This is a genomic window from Stenotrophomonas sp. YJH_SMC_106-19 (assembly GCF_059368375.1).
Genome location: NZ_JCAFRQ010000006.1, coordinates 131,468 through 151,116, shown reverse-complemented (window position 1 = coordinate 151,116; position 19,649 = coordinate 131,468). Strand labels below are relative to the sequence as shown.

The 19,649-nt window shown below is 68.0% G+C and carries 20 protein-coding genes; 12 read left to right on the top strand and 8 right to left on the bottom strand.

Going from position 1 to position 19,649, the window contains the following annotated elements; genetic code table 11:
* Positions 1–28: 28 nt before the first annotated feature.
* Together AC5P5M_RS16330 and AC5P5M_RS16325 are read left to right on the top strand one after the other, a co-directional pair.
* The gene (locus AC5P5M_RS16330; RefSeq protein WP_495206150.1) at positions 29–841 is read left to right on the top strand and encodes an alpha/beta fold hydrolase; all 813 of its coding nucleotides are present in this window, start codon (positions 29–31) and stop codon (positions 839–841) included.
* Between the two features lie 20 nt (positions 842–861).
* Entirely contained in the window at positions 862–1,032 is a 171-nt protein-coding gene (locus AC5P5M_RS16325; RefSeq protein WP_164972344.1) for a hypothetical protein, read from the top strand.
* On the opposite strand, the gene AC5P5M_RS16320 is transcribed toward AC5P5M_RS16325, so the two are convergent.
* A complete protein-coding gene (locus AC5P5M_RS16320) occupies positions 1,029–1,733 on the bottom strand; it encodes a hypothetical protein (RefSeq protein ID WP_495206149.1) in 705 nt (234 codons plus the stop codon). The two genes, AC5P5M_RS16325 and AC5P5M_RS16320, sit on opposite strands and share 4 nt — an antisense overlap.
* A gap of 178 nt (positions 1,734–1,911) precedes the next feature.
* Between AC5P5M_RS16320 and AC5P5M_RS16315 the strand changes: the two genes are divergently transcribed.
* Both AC5P5M_RS16315 and AC5P5M_RS16310 read left to right on the top strand, forming a co-directional pair.
* Complete coding sequence (locus tag AC5P5M_RS16315; RefSeq protein WP_227255455.1) at positions 1,912–2,508, top strand: hypothetical protein; 597 nt, start codon at positions 1,912–1,914, stop codon at positions 2,506–2,508.
* Positions 2,509–2,562: 54 nt separating this feature from the next.
* Positions 2,563–3,531, top strand: a complete 969-nt coding sequence (locus AC5P5M_RS16310; protein WP_193396614.1) for a polysaccharide deacetylase family protein — start codon at positions 2,563–2,565, stop codon at positions 3,529–3,531.
* Positions 3,532–3,534: 3 nt separating this feature from the next.
* On the opposite strand, the gene AC5P5M_RS16305 is transcribed toward AC5P5M_RS16310, so the two are convergent.
* Positions 3,535–4,377, bottom strand: coding sequence for a class I SAM-dependent methyltransferase (locus AC5P5M_RS16305; RefSeq protein WP_495206166.1), 843 nt, complete (start codon positions 4,375–4,377; stop codon positions 3,535–3,537).
* A 561-nt stretch (positions 4,378–4,938) separates the two neighbouring features.
* Positions 4,939–5,355, bottom strand: a complete 417-nt coding sequence (locus AC5P5M_RS16300; RefSeq protein WP_197600626.1) for a hypothetical protein — start codon at positions 5,353–5,355, stop codon at positions 4,939–4,941.
* 85 nt (positions 5,356–5,440) lie between these two features.
* Here AC5P5M_RS16300 and AC5P5M_RS16295 point away from each other — a divergent pair, with 85 nt between their 5' ends.
* Complete coding sequence (locus tag AC5P5M_RS16295) at positions 5,441–5,725, top strand: hypothetical protein (protein WP_312555000.1); 285 nt, start codon at positions 5,441–5,443, stop codon at positions 5,723–5,725.
* Positions 5,726–5,749: 24 nt separating this feature from the next.
* Here the strand turns inward: AC5P5M_RS16295 and dmeF are convergent, their stop codons facing one another.
* Positions 5,750–6,724: a CDF family Co(II)/Ni(II) efflux transporter DmeF gene (dmeF, locus tag AC5P5M_RS16290; RefSeq protein WP_053518816.1), complete on the bottom strand. Its 975-nt coding sequence runs from the start codon at positions 6,722–6,724 to the stop codon at positions 5,750–5,752.
* 51 nt (positions 6,725–6,775) lie between these two features.
* Between dmeF and AC5P5M_RS16285 the strand changes: the two genes are divergently transcribed.
* Positions 6,776–7,060 carry a metal-sensing transcriptional repressor gene (locus AC5P5M_RS16285; protein ID WP_049417302.1) on the top strand — a complete coding sequence of 95 codons (285 nt, stop codon included), beginning with the start codon at positions 6,776–6,778 and terminating at the stop codon, positions 7,058–7,060.
* Between the two features lie 24 nt (positions 7,061–7,084).
* Here the strand turns inward: AC5P5M_RS16285 and AC5P5M_RS16280 are convergent, their stop codons facing one another.
* The gene (locus tag AC5P5M_RS16280) at positions 7,085–7,462 is read right to left on the bottom strand and encodes a MerC domain-containing protein (protein ID WP_164151030.1); all 378 of its coding nucleotides are present in this window, start codon (positions 7,460–7,462) and stop codon (positions 7,085–7,087) included.
* A 67-nt stretch (positions 7,463–7,529) separates the two neighbouring features.
* Between AC5P5M_RS16280 and AC5P5M_RS16275 the strand changes: the two genes are divergently transcribed.
* A complete protein-coding gene (locus AC5P5M_RS16275; protein ID WP_495206148.1) occupies positions 7,530–8,855 on the top strand; it encodes a GTP-binding protein in 1,326 nt (441 codons plus the stop codon).
* A gap of 10 nt (positions 8,856–8,865) precedes the next feature.
* On the opposite strand, the gene AC5P5M_RS16270 is transcribed toward AC5P5M_RS16275, so the two are convergent.
* Together AC5P5M_RS16270 and AC5P5M_RS16265 are read right to left on the bottom strand one after the other, a co-directional pair.
* Positions 8,866–10,476: an ATP-binding cassette domain-containing protein gene (locus AC5P5M_RS16270; protein ID WP_065182546.1), complete on the bottom strand. Its 1,611-nt coding sequence runs from the start codon at positions 10,474–10,476 to the stop codon at positions 8,866–8,868.
* A 163-nt stretch (positions 10,477–10,639) separates the two neighbouring features.
* Positions 10,640–11,539: a LysR family transcriptional regulator gene (locus AC5P5M_RS16265; protein ID WP_495206147.1), complete on the bottom strand. Its 900-nt coding sequence runs from the start codon at positions 11,537–11,539 to the stop codon at positions 10,640–10,642.
* A gap of 197 nt (positions 11,540–11,736) precedes the next feature.
* Here AC5P5M_RS16265 and AC5P5M_RS16260 point away from each other — a divergent pair, with 197 nt between their 5' ends.
* Entirely contained in the window at positions 11,737–12,915 is a 1,179-nt protein-coding gene (locus tag AC5P5M_RS16260; protein WP_180875805.1) for a serine hydrolase domain-containing protein, read from the top strand.
* Positions 12,912–14,096, top strand: coding sequence for an MFS transporter (locus tag AC5P5M_RS16255; protein WP_262218507.1), 1,185 nt, complete (start codon positions 12,912–12,914; stop codon positions 14,094–14,096). The genes AC5P5M_RS16260 and AC5P5M_RS16255 overlap by 4 nt, the downstream gene beginning before the upstream one ends.
* Positions 14,097–14,099: 3 nt before the next feature.
* On the opposite strand, the gene AC5P5M_RS16250 is transcribed toward AC5P5M_RS16255, so the two are convergent.
* Entirely contained in the window at positions 14,100–15,716 is a 1,617-nt protein-coding gene (locus AC5P5M_RS16250; RefSeq protein ID WP_065182542.1) for an EAL domain-containing protein, read from the bottom strand.
* 226 nt (positions 15,717–15,942) lie between these two features.
* Here AC5P5M_RS16250 and cycA point away from each other — a divergent pair, with 226 nt between their 5' ends.
* The 3 genes from cycA to AC5P5M_RS16235 all read left to right on the top strand — a co-directional run bounded on the left by cycA (position 15,943) and on the right by AC5P5M_RS16235 (position 19,640).
* Entirely contained in the window at positions 15,943–17,316 is a 1,374-nt protein-coding gene (gene cycA, locus AC5P5M_RS16245) for a D-serine/D-alanine/glycine transporter (protein ID WP_164151019.1), read from the top strand.
* A gap of 61 nt (positions 17,317–17,377) precedes the next feature.
* Positions 17,378–18,154, top strand: a complete 777-nt coding sequence (locus AC5P5M_RS16240) for a transglycosylase SLT domain-containing protein (RefSeq protein ID WP_197571260.1) — start codon at positions 17,378–17,380, stop codon at positions 18,152–18,154.
* Between the two features lie 133 nt (positions 18,155–18,287).
* The gene (locus tag AC5P5M_RS16235; RefSeq protein WP_495206146.1) at positions 18,288–19,640 is read left to right on the top strand and encodes a hypothetical protein; all 1,353 of its coding nucleotides are present in this window, start codon (positions 18,288–18,290) and stop codon (positions 19,638–19,640) included.
* The last annotated feature ends 9 nt before the right edge of the window (positions 19,641–19,649 follow it).

Sequence of the window (19,649 nt, the reverse complement as noted above, 5' to 3'; positions counted from 1 at the left end):
TGGTGCCATCCTTTCATCAGGAGTTCCCATGCCTGCTTCCCCCATCCGGCTGCACATCGAAGACACCGGCGGCGAGGGCCGCCCGGTCATCCTCATCCATGGCTGGCCGCTCTCGGCCGAGGCGTGGAAGGATCAGGTGCCGATCCTGCGGGATGCGGGCTATCGCGTGATCAGCTATGACCGGCGTGGCTTCGGCCGCTCCGAGAAGCCGACTGACGGCTATGACTACGACACGCTGGCGGCCGATCTGGCCAGCATCATCGAGCAGCGCGATCTGAAGGAGGTCACGCTGGTCGGTTTCTCGATGGGTGGCGGCGAGGTGGCGCGCTACATCGCCAATCACGGCGAGGCGCGCCTGCACAGTGTGGTGTTCGCGGCTGCGGTGCCCCCTTACCTGCTGCGCACCGACGATAACCCGGAGGGCCCGCTGACCCAGGACAAGGCGGACGAGATGCGCACCGGCCTGGAACAGGACCGCGAAGCCTTCTTCGATGGCTTCACCCGCGATTTCTTCAGCGCCAACGGCAAGCTGATGGTCACCGAGGCCGAGCGCCAGGCGGCGATTGCGCTGTGCCACCAGTCCGACCAAGCGGCGGCGCTGGGTTGCATGAAGGCGTTTGCCACCACCGACTTCCGTCGCGATCTGCAGAAGGTGAGCGTTCCCACCCTGGTGCTGCACGGCGACAGTGATGCCACCGTGCCACTGGAGGGCTCGGGCAAGCGCACCCAGCGCGCCATACGCGGCAGTGAGCTGGTGGTGCTGCAGAACGCGCCGCATGGCTGCAACACCAGCCACACCGACGACTTCAATCTGGCGCTGCTGAACTTCCTCAAGCAGTAACCGGCCTCTACACTCGTCGCATGCGCCAGACCCGCACGCCACCGTGGAAGAAGCCCAACCCGAAGGGCCAGAAGTCGCAGCCGCTGTCGCCTGCACAGAAGGAGGCGGCGCGGCAGCGCGCGGAGGAGAACGGGCGCCCCTATCCGAATCTGGTCGACAACATGTGGGCGGCCAAGCTGCCGCGCGGTTAGCGCGGCGTTGGGCGGCCCGCTGGTGCAGGGGCGTGCAGGGGCGTCCAACCGCGTTCGCGCCAGGGCGCGAACGTGCGTGGGTGGACCTGCACCGCACCCGCGGCCAGAGCGCCCCGCGCTGTCAGTGCGGCCTGCAGCTGGTGTGTCTGCATCGGCTGTGCGAACGCGACCTGCAGCAGGTCACCCTGTTGCCGTACCTGCACCGGCAGAACGTCGCGCGACTGGATTGCCAGCGGTGGACGGCCGATGGTGTAGTCCATCTCGACCGTGCGTGCGCCCTGTGCGATGACAGGCTGCCACGCCTGCAACAGCGCGGCGTGCCGGGATGCGGGCAGGCGCACCTGGGCGATGCTCGCCGGGTAGCCGACGGTGCTTTCAACCATGACCTGGAAGCGTGCGCCGTCCGGCATGGCGACGGCCCATACCGCTGCCGTGGCGAAGATCGGTATGCAGCCGATGAAGTACCACGCGCGGGGAACCGGTGCGGCAACGTGGTAGCTCCACTGCGGATGACGACGTTGCAGGCGCCGTAGTGCCTTGCGTTCGCGACGGCGCGGTGGTGTGGCCGTAGGCAGCAGGGATTGCGTGACTGGTGGCAGCTTGGCGCGCTGGGTCTGGATGACACGCGACACGGCGTAGGCCGCCCCTGCGATCATCAACAGGCCGGTGCCGTAATGCACCAGCAGGTACAGCGTCAGCATCCAGCGCACTCCATGCAGCGGTTCTTCCTCGGTGGATATCGTACCGCCGAGCACACGTGTTGTCGCATCCGCCAGCCGACAGCCGTGATCGGCTTGGTTACGATGACAGACCGCCGACACGAGTGTAACGATGACATCCACTCCGTTCCCTCAGGGCCGCACGCGCGCCCCGGGACTGATGTTGCTTCTGCTGCAGGTGGTCGCCGTGCTGGGCCTTGGCCTGGCCGCAGGCTATTTCCATCACCGTGTGGATCTGTTGCTGGAGCCGGTGACGGCTGCCTGCGGTGGCCCGGACCCCGCGGCGCGACTGCGGATGGCTGAAGTGTTGATGGCGCGTGCCGGCGCGCTGGATGATTGGCAGCCACTGCGGTGGTTGCCGGTAGCGGGCATGGTGCTCGCACTGCTGGGTGCGATGGCCATCTGCGTGCATTGGTGGCACCGGGTACGGCGGCCCCTGCGCACCACCGCGCTGGGGCTGATGGCTCTGCATGCCAGCGCCATGGCGCTGGCGGCGTGGACCCTGCATCTGTACGAAGACGCGTGGAACAGCGTGGTCAGGCTGTCTCCGACGGCGTGTCTGGTCGATCTGACCCAGCAGGGACGCATGCCGCTGGAGCAGGCCCAGGAAGTGGTCTTCCATATTTTCACCCGCGCGCACGCGCCGCTGCAGCGCAATCCGGATGACCTGGCCCTGGTGCTGGTGGCGCTGCTGACGGCCGCGATGGTGGGCGGTGTTGCGCTGTGGCGGGCCGCGGCTGCGGAAGAGGGGCGCTGACGGCGCTCGCGCGCTGGGCTACAGTCGGCGTTCCTGCCGACACAAGGATGGTCCATGCGTACGTGGCTGTGTGCCCTGCCGTTGCTGCTGTTGTCGCTGGCGGTGCACGCCGCGGAGGTGGACCGGCGCATCGCGGTGACCATTGATGATCTGCCGTGGGCGCGCGTGGACACCATCCTGCCTGCGGATCTGCAGACGCGCCATGCGGCGTTGATGGCGCAGCTGCGCCAGGCCGATGTGCCGGTGGTGGGCTTCGTCAACGAGAACAAGCTGGAGGTTGATGGCCAGGTGCAGCCGGCGCGGGTGCAGATGCTGCGCGATTGGCTCGACGCGGGTTATGGGCTGGGCAACCACACCTATTCGCACATGGACCTCAACGCGCAGGGCGTGGCTGCCTTCCAGCAGGATTTCCTGCGTGGCGAACAGGTGCTGCGGCCACTGCTGGCCGAGCGCGGCCAGCGGCCACAGTGGATGCGCCATCCGTATCTGCGTGCGGGCCGGACGGCCGAGGACCGCGCGGCAATGGACGGATTCTTCCGCGACCACGGGTACCGCGTGGCGCCGGTGACGGTGGACAACGGCGAATGGGTCTGGGCCTTCGCCTACGCCAACGTGATGAATGAACAGCCGCCGTCCGCAGCCCGCGAGGCTACGCTGGCGCAGCTGCGCAAGGGCTATGTGCCGTACATGCTCAACAAGCTGGACTACTACGAGCGGCAGTCGCAGGCGCTGCTGGGCTATGCCTTGCCGCAGGTCTGGCTGATGCATGCCAATGAACTGAACGCGGCCACCTTCGCCGAACTGGTGGCGGCCACCCGGCGGCGCGGCTACCGCTTCATCACGCTGGAAGAAGCCATGCGTGACCCCGCCTATGCGCGCGGCGCGGAAGGCTACAACGGCCGCTACGGCCCCAGCTGGCTGCATCGCTGGGCGATGGCCGAGAATAAGCCGAAGGACTTCTATGCCGGCGAACCGGTGGTGCCGGCGTGGGTGATGACGCTGGCGAAGGTGGATTCGGAGTAGCGCTCAGCGCTTGACCGCCAGCACGCCGTCCAGCGCGAGCTCGGCCTTGAATCCGGCCTTTTCCAGGCGCTTGGCCACTTCGCGCGGCACATCGCGGCCGCTGGTGAGCTTGTTGGGCGCGCCGGTGTAGTGGAACAAGCGGCCGCCCTTGCGCAGGACGCGGGCGAGATGGTCGTAGAACACCTGCGAATACAGTTCGCCTGCGATGCCGAAGCGCGGCGGGTCATGCAGGGTCGCATCGACGCTGTTGCTGGCGATCTGCTCGATCTGCTGCGAGACGTCGCCCTGGCTGAAGTGCAGGCGACCACCGGCAGCGGCCGAGTCGGGATCGGGCGACCACGGGTTGAGCGTGCGCAGCCACATCACGTCGGCGTTCTTCTCGAACGAGCGGATCTGGCCGACGCCGGCCTCCAGTGCGCAGGCGGCGAAGTAGCCGAGCCCACCGCAGGTATCAAGCAGCGCCTTGCCCGCCGGTGCAACCAGCTCGACCTTGCGGCGCGCGTCCTCGAACGGCGACAGCTTCGAGGTGGGCAGCATCTTGATGCCGTCGATTTCGAAGGTCGGCGCACCCCACTCGGTAGGCACCAGTTTGATCAGTGAACCGCTGTAGCGTGAGATGGGAGCGAAGTCTTCGCCCTCCCAGTAGTACAGCGTGCGGTCCTTCAGCTTGCCCGGCCACGGGTAGTGCTGGCCGCGGAAGCTGAAGCCGTCAGCATCCAGCGTGACCGTGTCCTGGCTGCGCCCCAGGTCAAGCGAGCCCTGCCACTCGGGTGCACCCTTGTCATGGGCACGACGCAGGGCGTCGGCGCTGTCGCGGGTCAGCAGAGGGCCGGTGTAGTGGGGCACGGCAGGCATCGGGTGGTTCGGGGGAGGGCATGGTACCGCAGCTGCCATGAAGGATAGAAAGAGCGGTGTTGGATCCCAACGCAGCTGCCGGGGGCATTTTCACGAGTGCATACCCAGCCCGCCGCCGGCCCTTCAATCGTCCCTTCCCCCTGAGACGGTTCCATATCCATCGAGGCGCAGAAGGCCTGATGATAGAGCTTGGTGGCTTCCGACTGGTCACTGTATCGATAGATCAGGCGTCCAAATCCATCTGGCTTGAGATGCTGGTCAACCTGGATGTGTGCTCCGTCGAAGTCTGGCCAGGTTGTACGACGAACGATGATGATCTCGCCCTTGGAGTCCAACTCCGTTCTGTCGACACTCAAGGGTGTTTCTGCGAACGCAGGTACAGCCATGGCCGCCGCTAAACATAGCATCCGCGCGCGTCTGCTCATGTGTGAGTCTCCGTTTCATGGTTGCGGAGACAGTAGGCTCAACAATATCCGGCATCTTGATTGTGACCGAAGTTGTGCCTGGTCGAATTTGAAACTTTCCTCATCCGCTTGAATCCCTGCACTTCGATCAATCGCACTTCACCGCATACACCGGCCCGGCACCGATCAGCATCAGCGCCATGTAGTCACTGTCACTGGCCTTGCCCTTCAGCGTGGCGCCGCTGTTGAAGTGGAAGAGGCCGAAGCCGCCGGCCATGCGGATCACGGCGCTGTCGATCTGTGCCGCATCGTCGCGGAAGTAGCGGCTGATCTCGCTGGAGGTGGCCTTGTGCAGCCCGTTCGGGTCGCGCTGCCATTGCCCATCGCGATTGAAGGAAACGAAGTACTGGCTGCCTTCGCGCTCGATGCGGAAATCGGCGGTCTTGCGCGGGCTGGTGGCGAAGCAGCCTTGCAGGGCATCGGAGGAGAACGGCAGCCGCGCATCGCCGCCGCAGGCGGTGAGCAGCAGGAGGGCACCGGGCAGCAGCAGGCGAAGCGCGCGCATGGGATGTCCCGACGAGGCAGGTGCGGCTAGTGTAGGCAGCAGCCGGGCGTGGCCCGTACAGAAATTCGGCAAGAGGACGCGTGCAATGGCACAGGGCAAGGCACCGTGGTGCGGAGTGGCCAGTGGATTGGGCCTGGTCGTGGGGTGGGCTGCAGGCACGCTTGCGGCACAGGCGGCGGTGGCCGCGGGAGGCAATGGCCTCGCCGCGGGCCTGGGGGTGGGTGTGCTGGGCTCGGCACTGGTGGGATGCGGGCTGGCGGTGGCATCGCGGGTGCGGGGCGAGCGTTGGCCCTGGATCGGTATCGTGGGCGCGGTGCTGAGTGCGCTGCCGTTGCTGATGTACCTGCTGCGGATGATGCTGAAGCTCTGAAGCCCGGGCGAGGGCTCGGCGCTGTCAGGACGGGCTGTGATGGATCTCGACCGTCACGTGCACCAGCTCCTCGTGGATCGCCAGCGCCTGGCGCACGGTATCGGCATCAAGGCGGGCGTCGCTGGTCACCACGCTGGCGCTGACCGCGTACTTGCCCCGGCCCACCTGCCAGACGTGCAGGTCGGCCAGGCGTGCCGGCCATGGGCCCTGCTCGATCACCTCGCGGACCTCGGCCACCACCGGCGCGTCCATCTGCGCGTCGAGCAGGATGCGGCCACTGTCACGCAGCAGGCCGACCGCCCACACCGTGACCAGCACGGCGCCGACCAGACCCATCACGGGGTCCAGCCAGGTGAGGCCCAGCAGTTTGCCGCCGAGCAGTGCGACGATGGCCAGCACCGAGGTGGCCGCGTCGGCCAGCACGTGCAGGTAGGCCGAGCGCAGATTGAGATCGTGGCCATGCGAAGGGGCATGAACGTGATCGTGGTGATGCCCGTGATGATGCGCGTGGTCGTGCCCATGCGCATGATGCGCGTGGCCGGGGCTGTCGTGCAGCCACCACGCACAGAGCAGATTCACGCCCAGGCCGACCACGGCGATGGCGATGGCTTCGTCGTAATGGATCGGCGCGGGAACCCACAGCCGCTGCACGGACTGCGCGGCCATCAGCGCGGCGACACCCAGCAGGGCAATGGCGCTGGTATAGCCCGCCAGGATCTCGATCTTCCAGGTGCCGAAGGCGAACCGCGGGTCGTGCGCGTAGCGCCGTGCACAGCGGTAGGCGAACACCGAAAGGCCCAGCGCGAGTGCGTGCGAGCTCATGTGCCAGCCGTCGGCCAGCACGGCCATGGAGTTGAACCACCAGCCGCCGACGATCTCCACCAGCATCATGCCGACGGTCAGCCACAGGGCGCGGCGGGTATTGCGTTCGGCAAGGGGATTGCCATCGTCGAAGCGATGGTCGTGGCGACGGGCAGCGGCGAGTGTGTCCAGATGCATGGAGTGACCGGCGGGTGGAGTTGATACCCCCATAGGGTATACGATCCACCCATGGCACATGTACACAGAAATCGAAAACAGCTGCTGACCCGGGTGCGCCGCATTGGCGGCCAGGTGGCGGCATTGGAGCAGGCGCTGGACAGGCCCGAGGGTGAAGCGGGCGACTGTGCGGACGTGCTGGTGCAGGTTGCGGCGGTGCGTGGTGCGGCCCACAGCCTGTTGATGGAGTTGCTGCACGAGCACCTGCAGGAGCATGTGGTCGGGGCTGAAGACCCGCAGCAGCGGGCGGCGGAGGCCGAGGTGCTGGTCGAACTGTTGCGGCGTTACGGGAAGTAACGCCGAGCGGGCCGTCGGCGATGCTCAGCAGTGGCGGTGCCGGCGCCGCGCGTTCCAGATGTGGGTGGCGGCCAGCAGCAGGCTGCCGGTGACGGTCAGCGGCGTTTCCCAGGCATGCGAAGGCAGCTCGAGCGCGCCGGCCAGCAGCAGGCCCAGGCCGAGACCGGCCGCGGTCCAGGCCATGACGGGCAGGCGATGGCGGCGGTCGGCCCGCCACAGGGCGTAGCCGGTGAGCGGCAGGGCGATCGCCACGAACAGCAGATGCACCCATTCGGCCTGGGCCCAGGCGCCGAACAGTGGCAACGCGGCGGCAAGCAGGGGCAGCGCCAGGCAGTGCAGCAGGCACAGGCTCGACAGGGCGAGGGCTCCGGCATCGAGCAGTGCGGGGGAAGGGGACTTCATGGGGAGGTTCCTTGCGTAACAATTGTTATACAGTAACATTTCTTTCCCGCAGCCAGACCGCTCCGACATGAACACTGTTTCCCGCGCCGACCGCCGCCTGCCCGTCACCGTGCTGTCCGGCTTTCTGGGGGCCGGCAAGACCACCCTGCTCAACCAGATCCTGCGCAACCGCGAGGGCCTGCGCGTGGCGGTCATCGTCAACGACATGAGCGAGGTCAACATCGATGCGCAGCTGGTGCGCGACGGTGGCGCCGAACTGCGCCGCACCGAAGAGACGCTGGTGGAATTCAGCAACGGCTGCATCTGCTGCACGCTGCGCGAGGACCTGCTGCAGGAAGTGCGGCGGCTGGCTGACAGCGGCCGCTACGACTACCTGCTGATCGAATCCACCGGTATCGGCGAACCGATGCCGGTGGCCGCGACCTTCGCGGTGCGCGATGAGCAGGGCTTCAGCCTGAGCGACATCGCCCGGCTGGACACGATGGTCACCGTGGTCGACGGCAGTGCCTTCCTGGCCGACTTCGGATCGACCCTGCGCCTGGCCGAGCGTGGCCAGCAGGCGGGACCGGACGACGACCGCGGGGTAGTCGACCTGCTCTGCGAGCAGGTCGAGTTCGCTGACGTGATCGTGGTCAGCAAGATCGACCAGGTGGATGAGGAAGTGGTGCAGGACACGCTGGCCGTGCTGCGCGGCCTCAACCGCGATGCGAAGCTGCTGCTGTCCAGCTTCGGTGATGTACCGCTGACGGAACTGCTCGATACCGGCCGCTTCGACTTCGAGCGGGCGCAGCGCGCACCGGGCTGGGTGAAGGAGCTGCGTGGCGAGCACACGCCGGAAAGCGAAGAGTACGGCATTGCCAGTTTCGTCTACCGTTCACGGCGGCCGTTCCATCCGGCCCGTTTCGCGCGCGCGTTGCGCAGTGGCATGCCCGGCGTGATCCGCAGCAAGGGCTGGTTCTGGCTGGCCAACCGCATGGACTGGGTGGGCGAGTTGAACGCGGTTGGCGCGGCAACGCGCACGCAGGCCGCAGGGTTCTGGTACGCCGCGCGTGATCGCGTACGTGCAGGCCTGGAAGACACCACGCCGCTGCTGCCGCCGACGCCCCTGCCGTACAGCGATGTGGGCTGGGCGCGCCAGCAGGCCAACTGCTGGAGCGCTCCGCTGCCGGGCGTGGAGGACTTCCCGGATCGCGCCGCGCATGCCGCGATGGCGCGGCTGTGGCATCCGCTATGGGGGGACCGTCGGCAGGAGCTGGTGGTGATCGGCGTGCACATGGATGAACGCGCGGTGCGCGCGGAACTGGACGCGTGCCTGCTGGATGACCAGGAGCTCCGCGCCGGCCCGCTGCTGTGGCAGCAGTTGCCTCAGTCGTTCCCGGTGTGGAAGCGCTGACGGGAGGGGTTCAAGGGCGTGGGTCGTGCCATTGCCAACCGTCTGCTGTTACCTGCAGTACCTGCGTGGGCCGCAAGGCCTGCAGCAGGTGACGGTCGTGGCTGACCATCATCAACGCACCCGGCCATGCATCCAGCAGCTGTTCCAGCGCCTGCAGTGCCCCCAGGTCCAGGGCATTGCCGGGCTCGTCGAGCAGCAGCAGCTGGGGTGCCGGGTCGGCATACAGCACGCTGGCCAGTGCGCCCTTCACCCGTTCGCCGTCGCTGAGGCTGCTGGCGGGACGCTGGATGCGCTGCGCATCCAGCCCCAGCAACGCCAGGCGCGTGCGCAGCTCGCCAGGATCGGCGGCGGGGTTGGCGGCCTGCACGCTGTCCAGAATGCTGCGCGTACCGCACAACCCCAGCAGCTGCTGGTCCAGCAGGGCCAGCGGCGCCAGGCGCTGCACGGCGCCACTGCGGGCGGGCAGGTGATCGGCCAGCACACGCAGCAGGGTCGATTTGCCACTGCCGTTGTCGCCGATCACGGCGATGCGTTGCCGGCGACGGATCTCCAGCTGCAACGGCAGGCTGCAACCGTACGGCAGTACGAGATCAGTCGCCTGCAGCAGGCGCGTACTGCCACGTTCGCCCTCGCCTGCAAACAGGGCCAGCTCGGGTGTGGCCTGCACGGCCGATGAAGCGGCGCGCAGCTGCGCGGCACTGGCCTGCAGGCGCTCGTTCTGGATCTGCTGCGCACGCCCGTGGCTGGCTTCTGCGCGCTGCTTCTGCCGGCCGAGCAGGATCGGTGCCTGGTTGGCCTGCTTCGCCTCGCGTGTGCCGCGTGCCTGCCGCTGCTGTTGGCGTTCGTGCTGCTCGCGCGCGCTGCGTTGCTGCCGCCGGTGCTGCGCACGTGCGTGGTCAAGCTGTGCGTCCGCTGCGTCCCGCTCGGCGGCGCGTGCCTCGGCATAGTGCTGCCAGGGTCCGCCGTAGCGACGCAGGCCGTGCGCGTCCAGCTCGACGATCTGCTGCATGTGCGACAGCAGCTCGCGGTCGTGGCTGATCACCAGCAGACCGCCGGTCCACTGCTGCAGCTGCGCGTAGAGCTGCTGCCGATGGCGGGCGTCGAGGTGATTGCTGGGCTCGTCCAGAATCAGCCAGTCGGCGCCACTGGCCCAGGCGCCGGACAGCGCCACCTGCATCGCCTGGCCACCGCTGAGGCGGGCCGCCGGCTGCGCAGGATCGAGATCGTCCGGTAGCTGTTGCGCCTGCCAGTGCTGTGCCAGCCGCTCGCGCAGATCCCAATGCTCGCCAATGCAGGCGAAGTCGGCCTCGTCGATGCTGCCAGCCTCGATCCGCGCCAGTGCGGCCAGCTGCGGGCCGACGCCGGCCAGTTCGCCGACGCTGCCACGGGGTGGGTGGCCGGGCGTGGGCAGCAGGAACACGTTGCCGCTGCGGTGCACGTCGCCGCTGTCCGGCGTGATCTGCCCCGCCAGCAGGCGCGCCAGCACGCTCTTGCCGGCACCGTTGGCGCCGACCAGGCCGGTGGCGACCGGTTCAAAGGAAAACGACAGGTCTGAAAACAGCGACCGGCCATCGGCCAGTCGATACGACACGCGATCGAGCGTGAGGAAATGTGCGGTCATGCGACCTCCATGGATGCCGTGTTCTCCCCTGCGCACAGGGGCGGGAAGCGTCGGGCCGTCTAGTTCGAAGACGGCGGCATCAATGGCGCATCGGTCGCGAGCCTCAAGGAGGAATGAGCGGCCAGTATAGCGCCGGCGGCTGAACGGTCGCGCCGCGGCGTGGCTACGGCACGGTGTCCAGGCGCGCGCCGACGAAGTCGATGAACACGCGCAGCTTCGGCAGTACGTGGCGCCCCGAGGGCCACAACAGGTGGAAGGTGCCGCAGGAGTGCACGTACTCGTCCAGCACTGTCACCAGGCGCCCGTCGGCCAGCGTATCGCGCACTGAATGCACGGGTACGAAGGCCAGGCCGACATCGCGCAGGGCCAGGGCCACGCGGGCTTCGATGGTGTTGGAGACCATGTGCACGGGCAGTTCCTGCACGGGTTCGCCTTCGGGCCAGTGGATCGGCCATGGCTCCAGCTTGCCGCTGCTGGGGAAGCGGTAGTGCAGCAGCGTGTGCTGCAGCAGGTCGGCCGGGGTGCGGGGCGTGCCACGCCGCTGCAGATAGGCAGGCGAGGCAACGACACGCCGGGGAAACACCCCCATCCGACGCGCGTTCATGCGCGAATCGCTGGGCTCACCCACGCGCAGCACTGCGTCGAAGCCTTCTTCGATCACGTCCACCAGGCGGTCACTGAAGTCCAGGTCGAGGCGGATGTCCGGATACGCCGCCATGAATTCGGCCATCAGCGGCAGGGTGAGGTCGCCGACCAGCGGCAGGCTGATGCGCAGGGTGCCACTGGGCGTGGCATGCGGTTGCGCCAGTTCGGTACGCGCGGCATCGCGCTCGTCGAGGATGCGCCGGCAACGGGCCAGGAACAGCTGGCCCTCCGCGGTGAGGGTGATGCTGCGCGTACTGCGGTGGAACAGGCGTACGCCCAGGGCCTGTTCCAGCCGGGCCACGCACTTGCCCGCCGCGGAGGCGGAAATGCCCTGCAGGCGCCCGGTTTCGACGAAGCTGCGGGTGTCGGCGGCATGCACGAAGGTCTGCAGGTTGGCGAGATTGTCGAGAACGGACATGGGCGTGGCAGGCTGGGCAGCGGCGGGGGGAATGCAACAGCGTGATGCAGCGCGTTGACGCGCGATGATGGCCTTCCGGTTCCGGGCATCATGCCCATTGCGGACTCCCCGGTCCATGATGCGCGGAGCGGCAACCGGCTTTTTGCCGGCGTCCAGGCTGCCTAAGGTGGCGGCCTCTCCTCCCACGGACTGCCGTCATGAATGCCGCTCTTTCCCCAGTGACTGAACCCGCCCTGCCGTCGGTGCAGCGCCTGCTGCAGCAGGTGCACCCTCATCGGCTGGTCGGTGCGGTCGTGCAGGTGCGTGTGCACGGGGTGCTGCGCCACGCCAGCGCCACCGGCCTGGCCGACCGTGAACGCGGCGAACCGATGCGCCGTGACCATCTGTTCCGCCTGGCATCGGTGAGCAAGCCTCTGCTGACGGTGGTGATCCTGCGCCTGGTCGCCGAGGGCGTGCTTGATCTGGATGCGCCGGTGCAGCGCTGGCTGCCCGATTTCCGGCCGGCGCTCGCCGACGGCAGCACGCCGGCCATCAGCCTGCGCCAGCTGCTCAGTCACAGCAGCGGCCTGGGCTACCGCTTCCTGGAAGCCGATGCGCACGGCCCCTACGCGCGGGCCGGCGTCAGTGATGGCATGGATGCCAATCCGCTGTCGCTGGCCGACAACGTGCGGCGTATCGCACAGGTGCCCCTGCTGTTCCCGCCGGGCAGCCAGTGGATGTATTCGCTGGGCGTGGACGTGGCCGGGGCGGTGGCCGAAGCCGCAACCGGCGAGACCCTGCAGGCGTTGTTCGAGCGCCTGCTGGCGACGCCGCTCGGCCTGCGCGACACCGCCTTCGCAACCGGCGACGCGAGCCGCCTGGCCACGCCCTATGTCAGCGACGACCCGCTGCCGCACCGCCTGCGCGAGGGCGAGGTCGTGCCGGTGTTCCCGGAAACGGTCGGTATCGAGTACAGCCTGGCCCGGGCCACCGATGCCAGCCGCTATCCATCGGCCGGCGCGGGCCTGGTCGGCACGGCCGACGACCTGATGACCGTGCTCGAGGCGCTGCGCGACGGGCAGGCGCCTGCGCTGCTGCCGGCCCCGCTGCTGGCGCAGATGGGCACGCCGCAGGTGGGTGAGGCGGGGCCGCCGGAGCCGGCAGGCTGGGGCTTCGGCCTGGGATTTGCCGTGCTGCGCGATGCGGTTGCCGGCGCAACGCCGCAGGCGCCAGGCAGCTGGCGCTGGGGCGGTGCCTACGGCCACAGCTGGTTCGTCGACCCGGCACGGGGCCTGAGCGTGGTGGCGCTGACCAATACGCTATACGAGGGCATGGACGGTGCATTCGTGGATGAACTGCGCGATGCGATCTACGCCGATCTGGAGGCTGCACGATGAGTGGCCACGCGATCGATGCGGCAGCCCCCGCGGGTGCGGCCTCGCGTCTGCCCTGGGCCGGCCTGCTGGCGCTGGCCGGCGGTGCCTTCATCACCCTGCTGACGGAAACACTGCCGGCCGGGGTGCTGCGGCCGATGGGCGCCAGCCTGGGTGTGAGCGATGCGGCGGTGGGTCAGCTGGTCAGCGTGTACGCGCTGGGTTCGGTACTGGCGGCGCTGCCGATGACCGCGCTGACCCAGCGTTTGCCGCGTCGTCCCCTGTTGCTGGCCGCGATCGCCGGCTTCGTGCTGGTCAATACGCTGACCGCGTTGAGCAGCAGCTACGCGCTGATTCTGGCGGCGCGCTTCCTGGCCGGCGTCAGTGGCGGCCTGCTGTGGTCGCTGGTGGCAGGTTACGCCGCGCGCATGGTGGTGCCTGAGCTGCAGGGACGCGCCATCGCGGTGGCGATGATCGGATCGCCGTTGGCCCTGTCACTGGGCGTGCCAGCCGGTACCCTGCTGGGCCAGCAGATCGGGTGGCGCTGGGCGTTCGCCCTGATGAGCGTGCTGGCAGTGCTGCTGCTGGTCTATGCGCGCCGGGCCCTGCCGGCCCTGCCCGCAGCTGGTTCCGGACGGCGTGTGTCGCTGGCTGCGGTATGGCGCATGCCGGGCGTGCGCAGCACCTTGCTGGTGATGGCGCTGTACGTACTCGCGCACAACGTGCTGTACACCTACATCGAGCCTCTGGCCTTGCAGGCCGGTGCGGGGGCCTGGCTGGACCGCCTGCTGCTGGCGTTCGGCATGGCGGCCCTTGTCGGTATCGCGATCGCTGGCTGGGGTGTGGACCGCCACCTGCATGCGCTGGTCTGGAGCACGGTGCTGGGCTTCATCGCCGCCGTCATGGCGCTGCTGTTGTGGCCGGTGAGCGCGACCGCACTGCTGCTGGCGACGATCGTGTGGGGTGTGGCGTTCGGCGCGGTGCCGACCCTGTTCCAGACGGCACTGGCGCGGCGCGCCGGCGCGGCGGCCGACCTTGCACAGTCGATGCTGGTGACCGGCTGGAACCTGGCCATTGCGGCCGGCGGCGTGGCCGGCGGCCTGGTGCTGCAGTCCGGCGACGCGCGCCATCTGGGCTGGCTGCCGCTGCTGTTGCTGGCGGCAAGTGCGGCGTGGCTGATCGCACGCCCGAAGGCCTGGGCGTAACGCTTACGGCAGTGGCTCCTGTTCGATCGGTACGCTGCGCGGGTTCTGCATCTGTTCGCGCGCTGCGCCGTAGCGCTGCTGCCGCTTGTGGTGGAACGCCACGAATTCGTCGCGTGGCAGCGGCCGGGAGAACAGCCAGCCCTGCCCGAACTGCACCTTCTGGCCGTGCAGATAGGCCAGCTGTGCTTCTGTCTCCACGCCTTCGGCCACGACCCACAGGCCCAGCTCGCGTGCCATACCGATGATGTGCGGGGTGACCGGGCTGGTGGCACTGTCGGTGCCGATCGCATCGACGAAGGACTTGTCGATCTTCAGCGCATCCAGTGGCAGCTGTGCCAGGTACTGCAGGCTGGAATAGCCCACGCCGAAATCGTCGATGGCGACGCTGTGCCCGGCGCGGCGCGCCGCGGCCAGCATCGTGCGGGCGCGGTCCAGGTCGAGGAAGCCGCGCTCGGTGGCCTCCATCCAGATCTGCTGCGGCAGGATGCCGCTGCCGGTCATGTGCTTGGCGATCATCTTCAACGCGCGGCCGCTGCTGATGTCTTCGGCCGCCAGGTTGATCGCCACGTGCGCGCTGCGATCGCCGACCAGCAGTTCGCGCAGGTCGCGCACCACGTTCTCGATCACCAGATCGGTGACATCGCCGATCATGCCGGCCTCTTCGGCCAGCGGAATGAACAGGTCCGGACGCACCTGGGTGCCGTCCGGACGCTGCCAGCGCACCAGCGCTTCGGCGCCCACGCAGATGCCGGTGTCCAGTTCGATGATCGGCTGGTAATGCAGGTACAGCTCGCGACGGCGGATGGCGGTGGCCAGTTCACCCCGCAGCGACAGCCGGCGGCGCGACAACCAGATCACCAGGCCGGCACCGGCGGCGGCCAGCAGCACGCCCAGCGGCACGAACAGCCACGCCTGCTGGCGGAAGCTGGCGGTGAGCGCGGTCCGCGGGGTGGTGGCGATGGCCAGCCATTCTTCATTGCGAGCGGTGGCGTACAGCGTGTTCTGGTCCAGACCAATGCCGGGATCGCGCAGCAGGCTCTGCAGCAGCGCCGGATCCATGTCGTTCTGCCGGGCCAGCAGGCGGCCGTCGGGGCTGGCCAGGGCCAGCCGCACGTTCGGATCAACGATGACATCGACGAAGCGGCGGGGATCGACCAGTACGTCGTAGGAGCCATACAGGATCGACAGCACCTTGCGGCGGCCGCTGGTCTCGGGACGCACATCGACCGCGATGCCGGCGCCGTCGCTGGTGACGTGGTCCGGCCTGGGCTGGTTCACGTCGGACAGGAACGGCCCCCATGAGGTGCACCGCAGTTTGCCGCCTTCGAAATAGCCCAGCTGATCGGCCGAAGGGGTGGTCATCACCAGCGTCTGCATGCGCCGGATGTGCTCCGGGCTGCAGGCGGGGAGTGCGGTGGCCTCGGCGGATTTCAGTGCGGCCAGCGCTTCCTGGTAGGACAGGTCCGCACGCCGCAGGGTGCGTTCGGCGATGTCATGCAGGCGCTGCTGCTCCACGCTCACGGCGCGGTCCCACGTGGCGTAGGCCATGACGGCGATGGGAATGGCCGCCGCCAGCAGCGCCAGCGCGGTTCCCCCGATGATGATCCGCAGTCGGCTCACGTCCGGGGCTCCAGCAAGGCAGGCAGGGCAGGGCGCATGGTCGGGCCGATCCTTGGGCAGATGCGGCTATCTGAGCATGCCGCCGCGCCGGGCGGAATGGGACGAATCAGGTATTCGGTCACATTGTGGTGAAAGCGGCCAACTTTGCCGGATTCAGCCCGTCCCCAGCTGGCGCAACCGGCCCGGGAGGACTACCGTCGGACGCTTCGCCCGCCGATTCCGCGCCATGACCGACCCTGCCCAGCCCCCCGAGCATCTGCGCCGCAGCCTGTCCAACCGCCACCTTCAGCTGATTGCCATCGGCGGTGCCATCGGCACCGGTCTGTTCATGGGATCGGGCAAGACCATCAGCCTGGCCGGCCCGTCCATCGTATTCGTTTACCTGATCATCGGCGCGATGCTGTTCTTCGTCATGCGCGCGATGGGCGAACTGCTGCTGTCCAACCTGCAGTACAAATCCTTCATCGATTTTTCCACCGATCTGCTTGGGCCCTGGGCCGGCTTCTTCTGTGGATGGACCTACTGGTTCTGCTGGATCGTCACCGCCATCGCCGATGTCATCGCCATCGCTGCTTACGCACAGTTCTGGTTCCCCGGCCTGGATGCGTGGATTCCGGCACTGATGTGCGTGCTGTTGCTGCTGGGGTTGAATCTGGTGACAGTGAAGCTGTTCGGTGAGATGGAGTTCTGGTTCGCGCTGATCAAGATCGTGGCGATCTGCGCGCTGATCATCACCGGCGCCGGCCTGGTGGCGTGGGGCTTCACCTCGCCCAGCGGGCACACCGCCTCGCTGGCCAACCTGTGGAACGACGGTGGCATGTTCCCGATGGGACTGGTCGGCTTCTTTGCCGGTTTCCAGATCGCGGTGTTCGCCTTCGTCGGCATCGAGCTGGTGGGAACCACCGCCGCTGAAACCGCCGACCCGGAGCGCAACCTGCCCAAGGCGATCAACTCGATCCCGGTGCGCATCATCATCTTCTACGTGCTTGCGCTGGTGGCGATCATGGCAGTGACGCCGTGGCGGCAGGTGGTGCCGGACAAGAGCCCGTTCGTGCAGCTGTTCGTATTGGCCGGGATCCCTGCCGCCGCCAGCCTGATCAATTTCGTGGTGCTGACCTCGGCAACGTCCTCGGCCAACAGCGGCATCTTCTCCACCAGCCGCATGCTGTATGGCCTGGCGGAAGAAGGCCACGCGCCGCGCGGCCTGTCGAAACTGTCGCGCGCGGCGGTGCCGGCCCGCGGGCTGCTGTTCTCCTGCCTGTGCCTGCTGGGCGGCACGCTGCTGATCTACCTGATCCCGAATCTGGTGACCGCCTTCACCCTGGTGACGACGCTGGCGACGGTGCTCTTCATCTTCGTCTGGTCGCTGATCCTGGTGGCTTACATGGTCTACCGCCGCCGTTACCCGCAGCGCCACGAGGCCTCGATCTTCAAGATGCCCGGTGGCGTGGCGATGTGCTGGGCGTGCCTGGTGTTCTTCGCGGGCGTGCTGGTCCTGTTGAGCCTGCAGGCCGATACCCGCCAGGCCCTGATCGCCAGCCCGGCGTGGTTCGTGCTGCTGGGCGTGGGCTACGCGCTGCGCGGCCGGATGGCCCGCTAGGGGCGCGGCCGCCACCGCATTCACCCATCGTTAGCGGGGGCGGCCGGATGATCCGGCCGCCATGACCCGCCGCCCCGTCCTCGCTGCGCTGATGCTGCTGCCCCTCCTGTGGGCCGGGACGGCGGCTGCGCGCACGGTGTACCGCTGCGTGCAGGGCAACACCGTCAGCCTGGCCACCGCGCCGGAACCCGGTTCGCGCTGCACCGCGCGAGATATCGACGACAACGCCATCCAGACCCCGAACCTGTGGGGCAACATGGGGGTGTTCAGCGGCGTGCTGTACGAACGTGAGCAGGACGGCCGGCTGGTCTATTCCACCCGCAATCTGCCGGGCTCGCGGGTGTTCCTGAAATTCACCGTGGCCACGCCGCCGGGCGAGCCTGCGCATGAGGGCCTGGGCCGGGTCGGCAAGCCGCAGCTGGCGCCGCACGCGCGGCAGTTCAGGGCGGCAGCGAAGGCGACCGGTGTTGATGATGCCTGGCTGCGTGCCATCGCCCACGCCGAAAGCAACTTCGACGCGCTGGCGGTGTCCAGCAAGGGCGCCCAGGGCGTGATGCAGCTGATGCCCGAGACCGCACTGGAGTACGGGGTGAGCGACCCGTTCTCGCCACAGCAGTCGATCGACGGTGGCGCGCGCTACATGCGCGCGCTGCTGCGCCGCTACAACGGCGACCGCACGCTTGCCGCGGCCGCGTACAACGCCGGCATCGGCGCGGTGACCCGCTACAAGGGCGTACCGCCCTACGCGGAAACGCTGGCCTACGTGGACAAGGTGATGGCGTTGTACACGCGCTATCGCGAGGCGATGGGCATCCGCATCGAGGTGCCGGCAAAGTAGCCACTCGTCGGACGGTGATTGTGGGCGCCCCTCGGCCGCGGCAGGATGGCGCTGCACGGGTGGGCGGGGGAGCGCCGGCCCGGGCGTCGAGGGACAATCCGGCCTGCAGCATCGAATCCACAGGGGGATGTGCATGAAGCCTATCAGGAGCGTGGTCGCGGCATTGCTGTTCGCGATCGCATGCAATGGCTGTGCCAGCAAGAACGTGTTGTATCGCGATGCCGAACGACGACAGGACGCAACCGCGCTGTTCCTGGACCGTGAGGGCAGTCTCTACCCCGCAGCCAGCGTGGCGGTGCCGGTGCAGCAGATGCTGGAAGGGGCACGCCCGTCGTCGGCGGAGTTCGCGACGCTCCGGCATCTCTACCAGCAGTCGGCAGTGCCAGGTGCCGCCTCGGCAGCGGCGTGGCGCAGCCTGCTTGCCGATACCGGGGTGACGCCCGACGCCGCCTTCACCGACACCTGGCAGCAGATCCAGCAGGTGCTGCGTGCGCGCGCCTCGCAGCAGCTGGATCGTGCGGCGGAGGACGGCCGTGTGGTGGTGCTGCTCGTGCACGGCTACAACAACGACTACCGCGAGGCAGCCGCCTGGTACGAACGGGTGGAGCGTGATTTCCGCGAGCGCGGGGCGGCCAGCGGGCAGACGTTGTCATTCGTGCGCGTGTACTGGGATGGCCTGCATGGCAATGCGTTCCGGATCTGGGGCGCCGCCCAGCTCAACGGGCCCTACGTGGGGCTGGAGCTGCGCAGGGTGCTGGCGGGTGTGGACAACAGGGACATGCCGTTGCGGGTGTTCACCCACAGCTCGGGTGCGTACGTGATGAACAACGCATTGGGCAACGGCTCTTCGCCGCTGCGCGGCATGCAGGACGCTTACTACCGTCGCGCTGCCGGTCTGGATGGCTATGGATTCCCGCCGCTGCGCAACCTGCGCATGGCGATGCTGGTACCGGCGCAGCCGCCGACGGCGATGGCCAACTACCATCATCCGCGCCTGGAGCAGACCTTCGGCACGATCCCCGACCGGTTGATCCTGGGCCTGAGCCGGCACGATTTCGCCACCGGCAAGGGCCGCCGGCTGGGATCGTGCAGGATGGCGGGCAACACCTGCATGGCCACCCACATCCGCTATTCCTGCGCAGCGGTACGGCGCGACCTGCGCAGCAGCGAATCGCACGGGCGAAAGCAGGTGTGGGCCGTCGCGTTTCCGCAGCCCGCGCTGAGATCGCATCCCCATGCGGTAGCGTCCTATATGCAGGATGGCGACTGGAAGCTGTTCGCGGACGCGCTGCTGCTCGACACCGCGCTGGAGCCGGCCAACCAGGCTGCGCTGTGCGAGCGCAGGGTAGGGCCGCTGAAGCACAGCGATGCCTGGCCTGACGAAATCAAAGTGCGCGCTGCAACAGCACCCGATCGTGCGGCTGAGGCCGATGCGGGTTGGCATGGGTGGCACTACTGGCTAAGTTCGTCGCTCCCCGTTGAATGATGGAACACG

Bases quoted from the DNA above. Each gene is read 5' to 3' on its own strand.
- AC5P5M_RS16260 (WP_180875805.1), top strand. From the start codon at position 11,737: ATGAATGCCGCTCTTTCCCCAGTGACTGAACCCGCCCTGCCGTCGGTG.
- AC5P5M_RS16330 (WP_495206150.1), top strand. From the start codon at position 29: ATGCCTGCTTCCCCCATCCGGCTGCACATCGAAGACACCGGCGGCGAG.
- cycA (WP_164151019.1), top strand. From the start codon at position 15,943: ATGACCGACCCTGCCCAGCCCCCCGAGCATCTGCGCCGCAGCCTGTCC.
- AC5P5M_RS16325 (WP_164972344.1), top strand. From the start codon at position 862: ATGCGCCAGACCCGCACGCCACCGTGGAAGAAGCCCAACCCGAAGGGC.
- AC5P5M_RS16270 (WP_065182546.1), bottom strand. From the start codon at position 10,476: ATGACCGCACATTTCCTCACGCTCGATCGCGTGTCGTATCGACTGGCC.
- AC5P5M_RS16315 (WP_227255455.1), top strand. From the start codon at position 1,912: ATGTTGCTTCTGCTGCAGGTGGTCGCCGTGCTGGGCCTTGGCCTGGCC.
- AC5P5M_RS16300 (WP_197600626.1), bottom strand. From the start codon at position 5,355: ATGCGCGCGCTTCGCCTGCTGCTGCCCGGTGCCCTCCTGCTGCTCACC.
- AC5P5M_RS16265 (WP_495206147.1), bottom strand. From the start codon at position 11,539: ATGTCCGTTCTCGACAATCTCGCCAACCTGCAGACCTTCGTGCATGCC.
- AC5P5M_RS16240 (WP_197571260.1), top strand. From the start codon at position 17,378: ATGACCCGCCGCCCCGTCCTCGCTGCGCTGATGCTGCTGCCCCTCCTG.
- AC5P5M_RS16320 (WP_495206149.1), bottom strand. From the start codon at position 1,733: ATGCTGACGCTGTACCTGCTGGTGCATTACGGCACCGGCCTGTTGATG.
- AC5P5M_RS16275 (WP_495206148.1), top strand. From the start codon at position 7,530: ATGAACACTGTTTCCCGCGCCGACCGCCGCCTGCCCGTCACCGTGCTG.
- AC5P5M_RS16295 (WP_312555000.1), top strand. From the start codon at position 5,441: ATGGCACAGGGCAAGGCACCGTGGTGCGGAGTGGCCAGTGGATTGGGC.
- AC5P5M_RS16285 (WP_049417302.1), top strand. From the start codon at position 6,776: ATGGCACATGTACACAGAAATCGAAAACAGCTGCTGACCCGGGTGCGC.
- AC5P5M_RS16255 (WP_262218507.1), top strand. From the start codon at position 12,912: ATGAGTGGCCACGCGATCGATGCGGCAGCCCCCGCGGGTGCGGCCTCG.
- AC5P5M_RS16280 (WP_164151030.1), bottom strand. From the start codon at position 7,462: ATGAAGTCCCCTTCCCCCGCACTGCTCGATGCCGGAGCCCTCGCCCTG.
- AC5P5M_RS16235 (WP_495206146.1), top strand. From the start codon at position 18,288: ATGAAGCCTATCAGGAGCGTGGTCGCGGCATTGCTGTTCGCGATCGCA.
- AC5P5M_RS16310 (WP_193396614.1), top strand. From the start codon at position 2,563: ATGCGTACGTGGCTGTGTGCCCTGCCGTTGCTGCTGTTGTCGCTGGCG.
- dmeF (WP_053518816.1), bottom strand. From the start codon at position 6,724: ATGCATCTGGACACACTCGCCGCTGCCCGTCGCCACGACCATCGCTTC.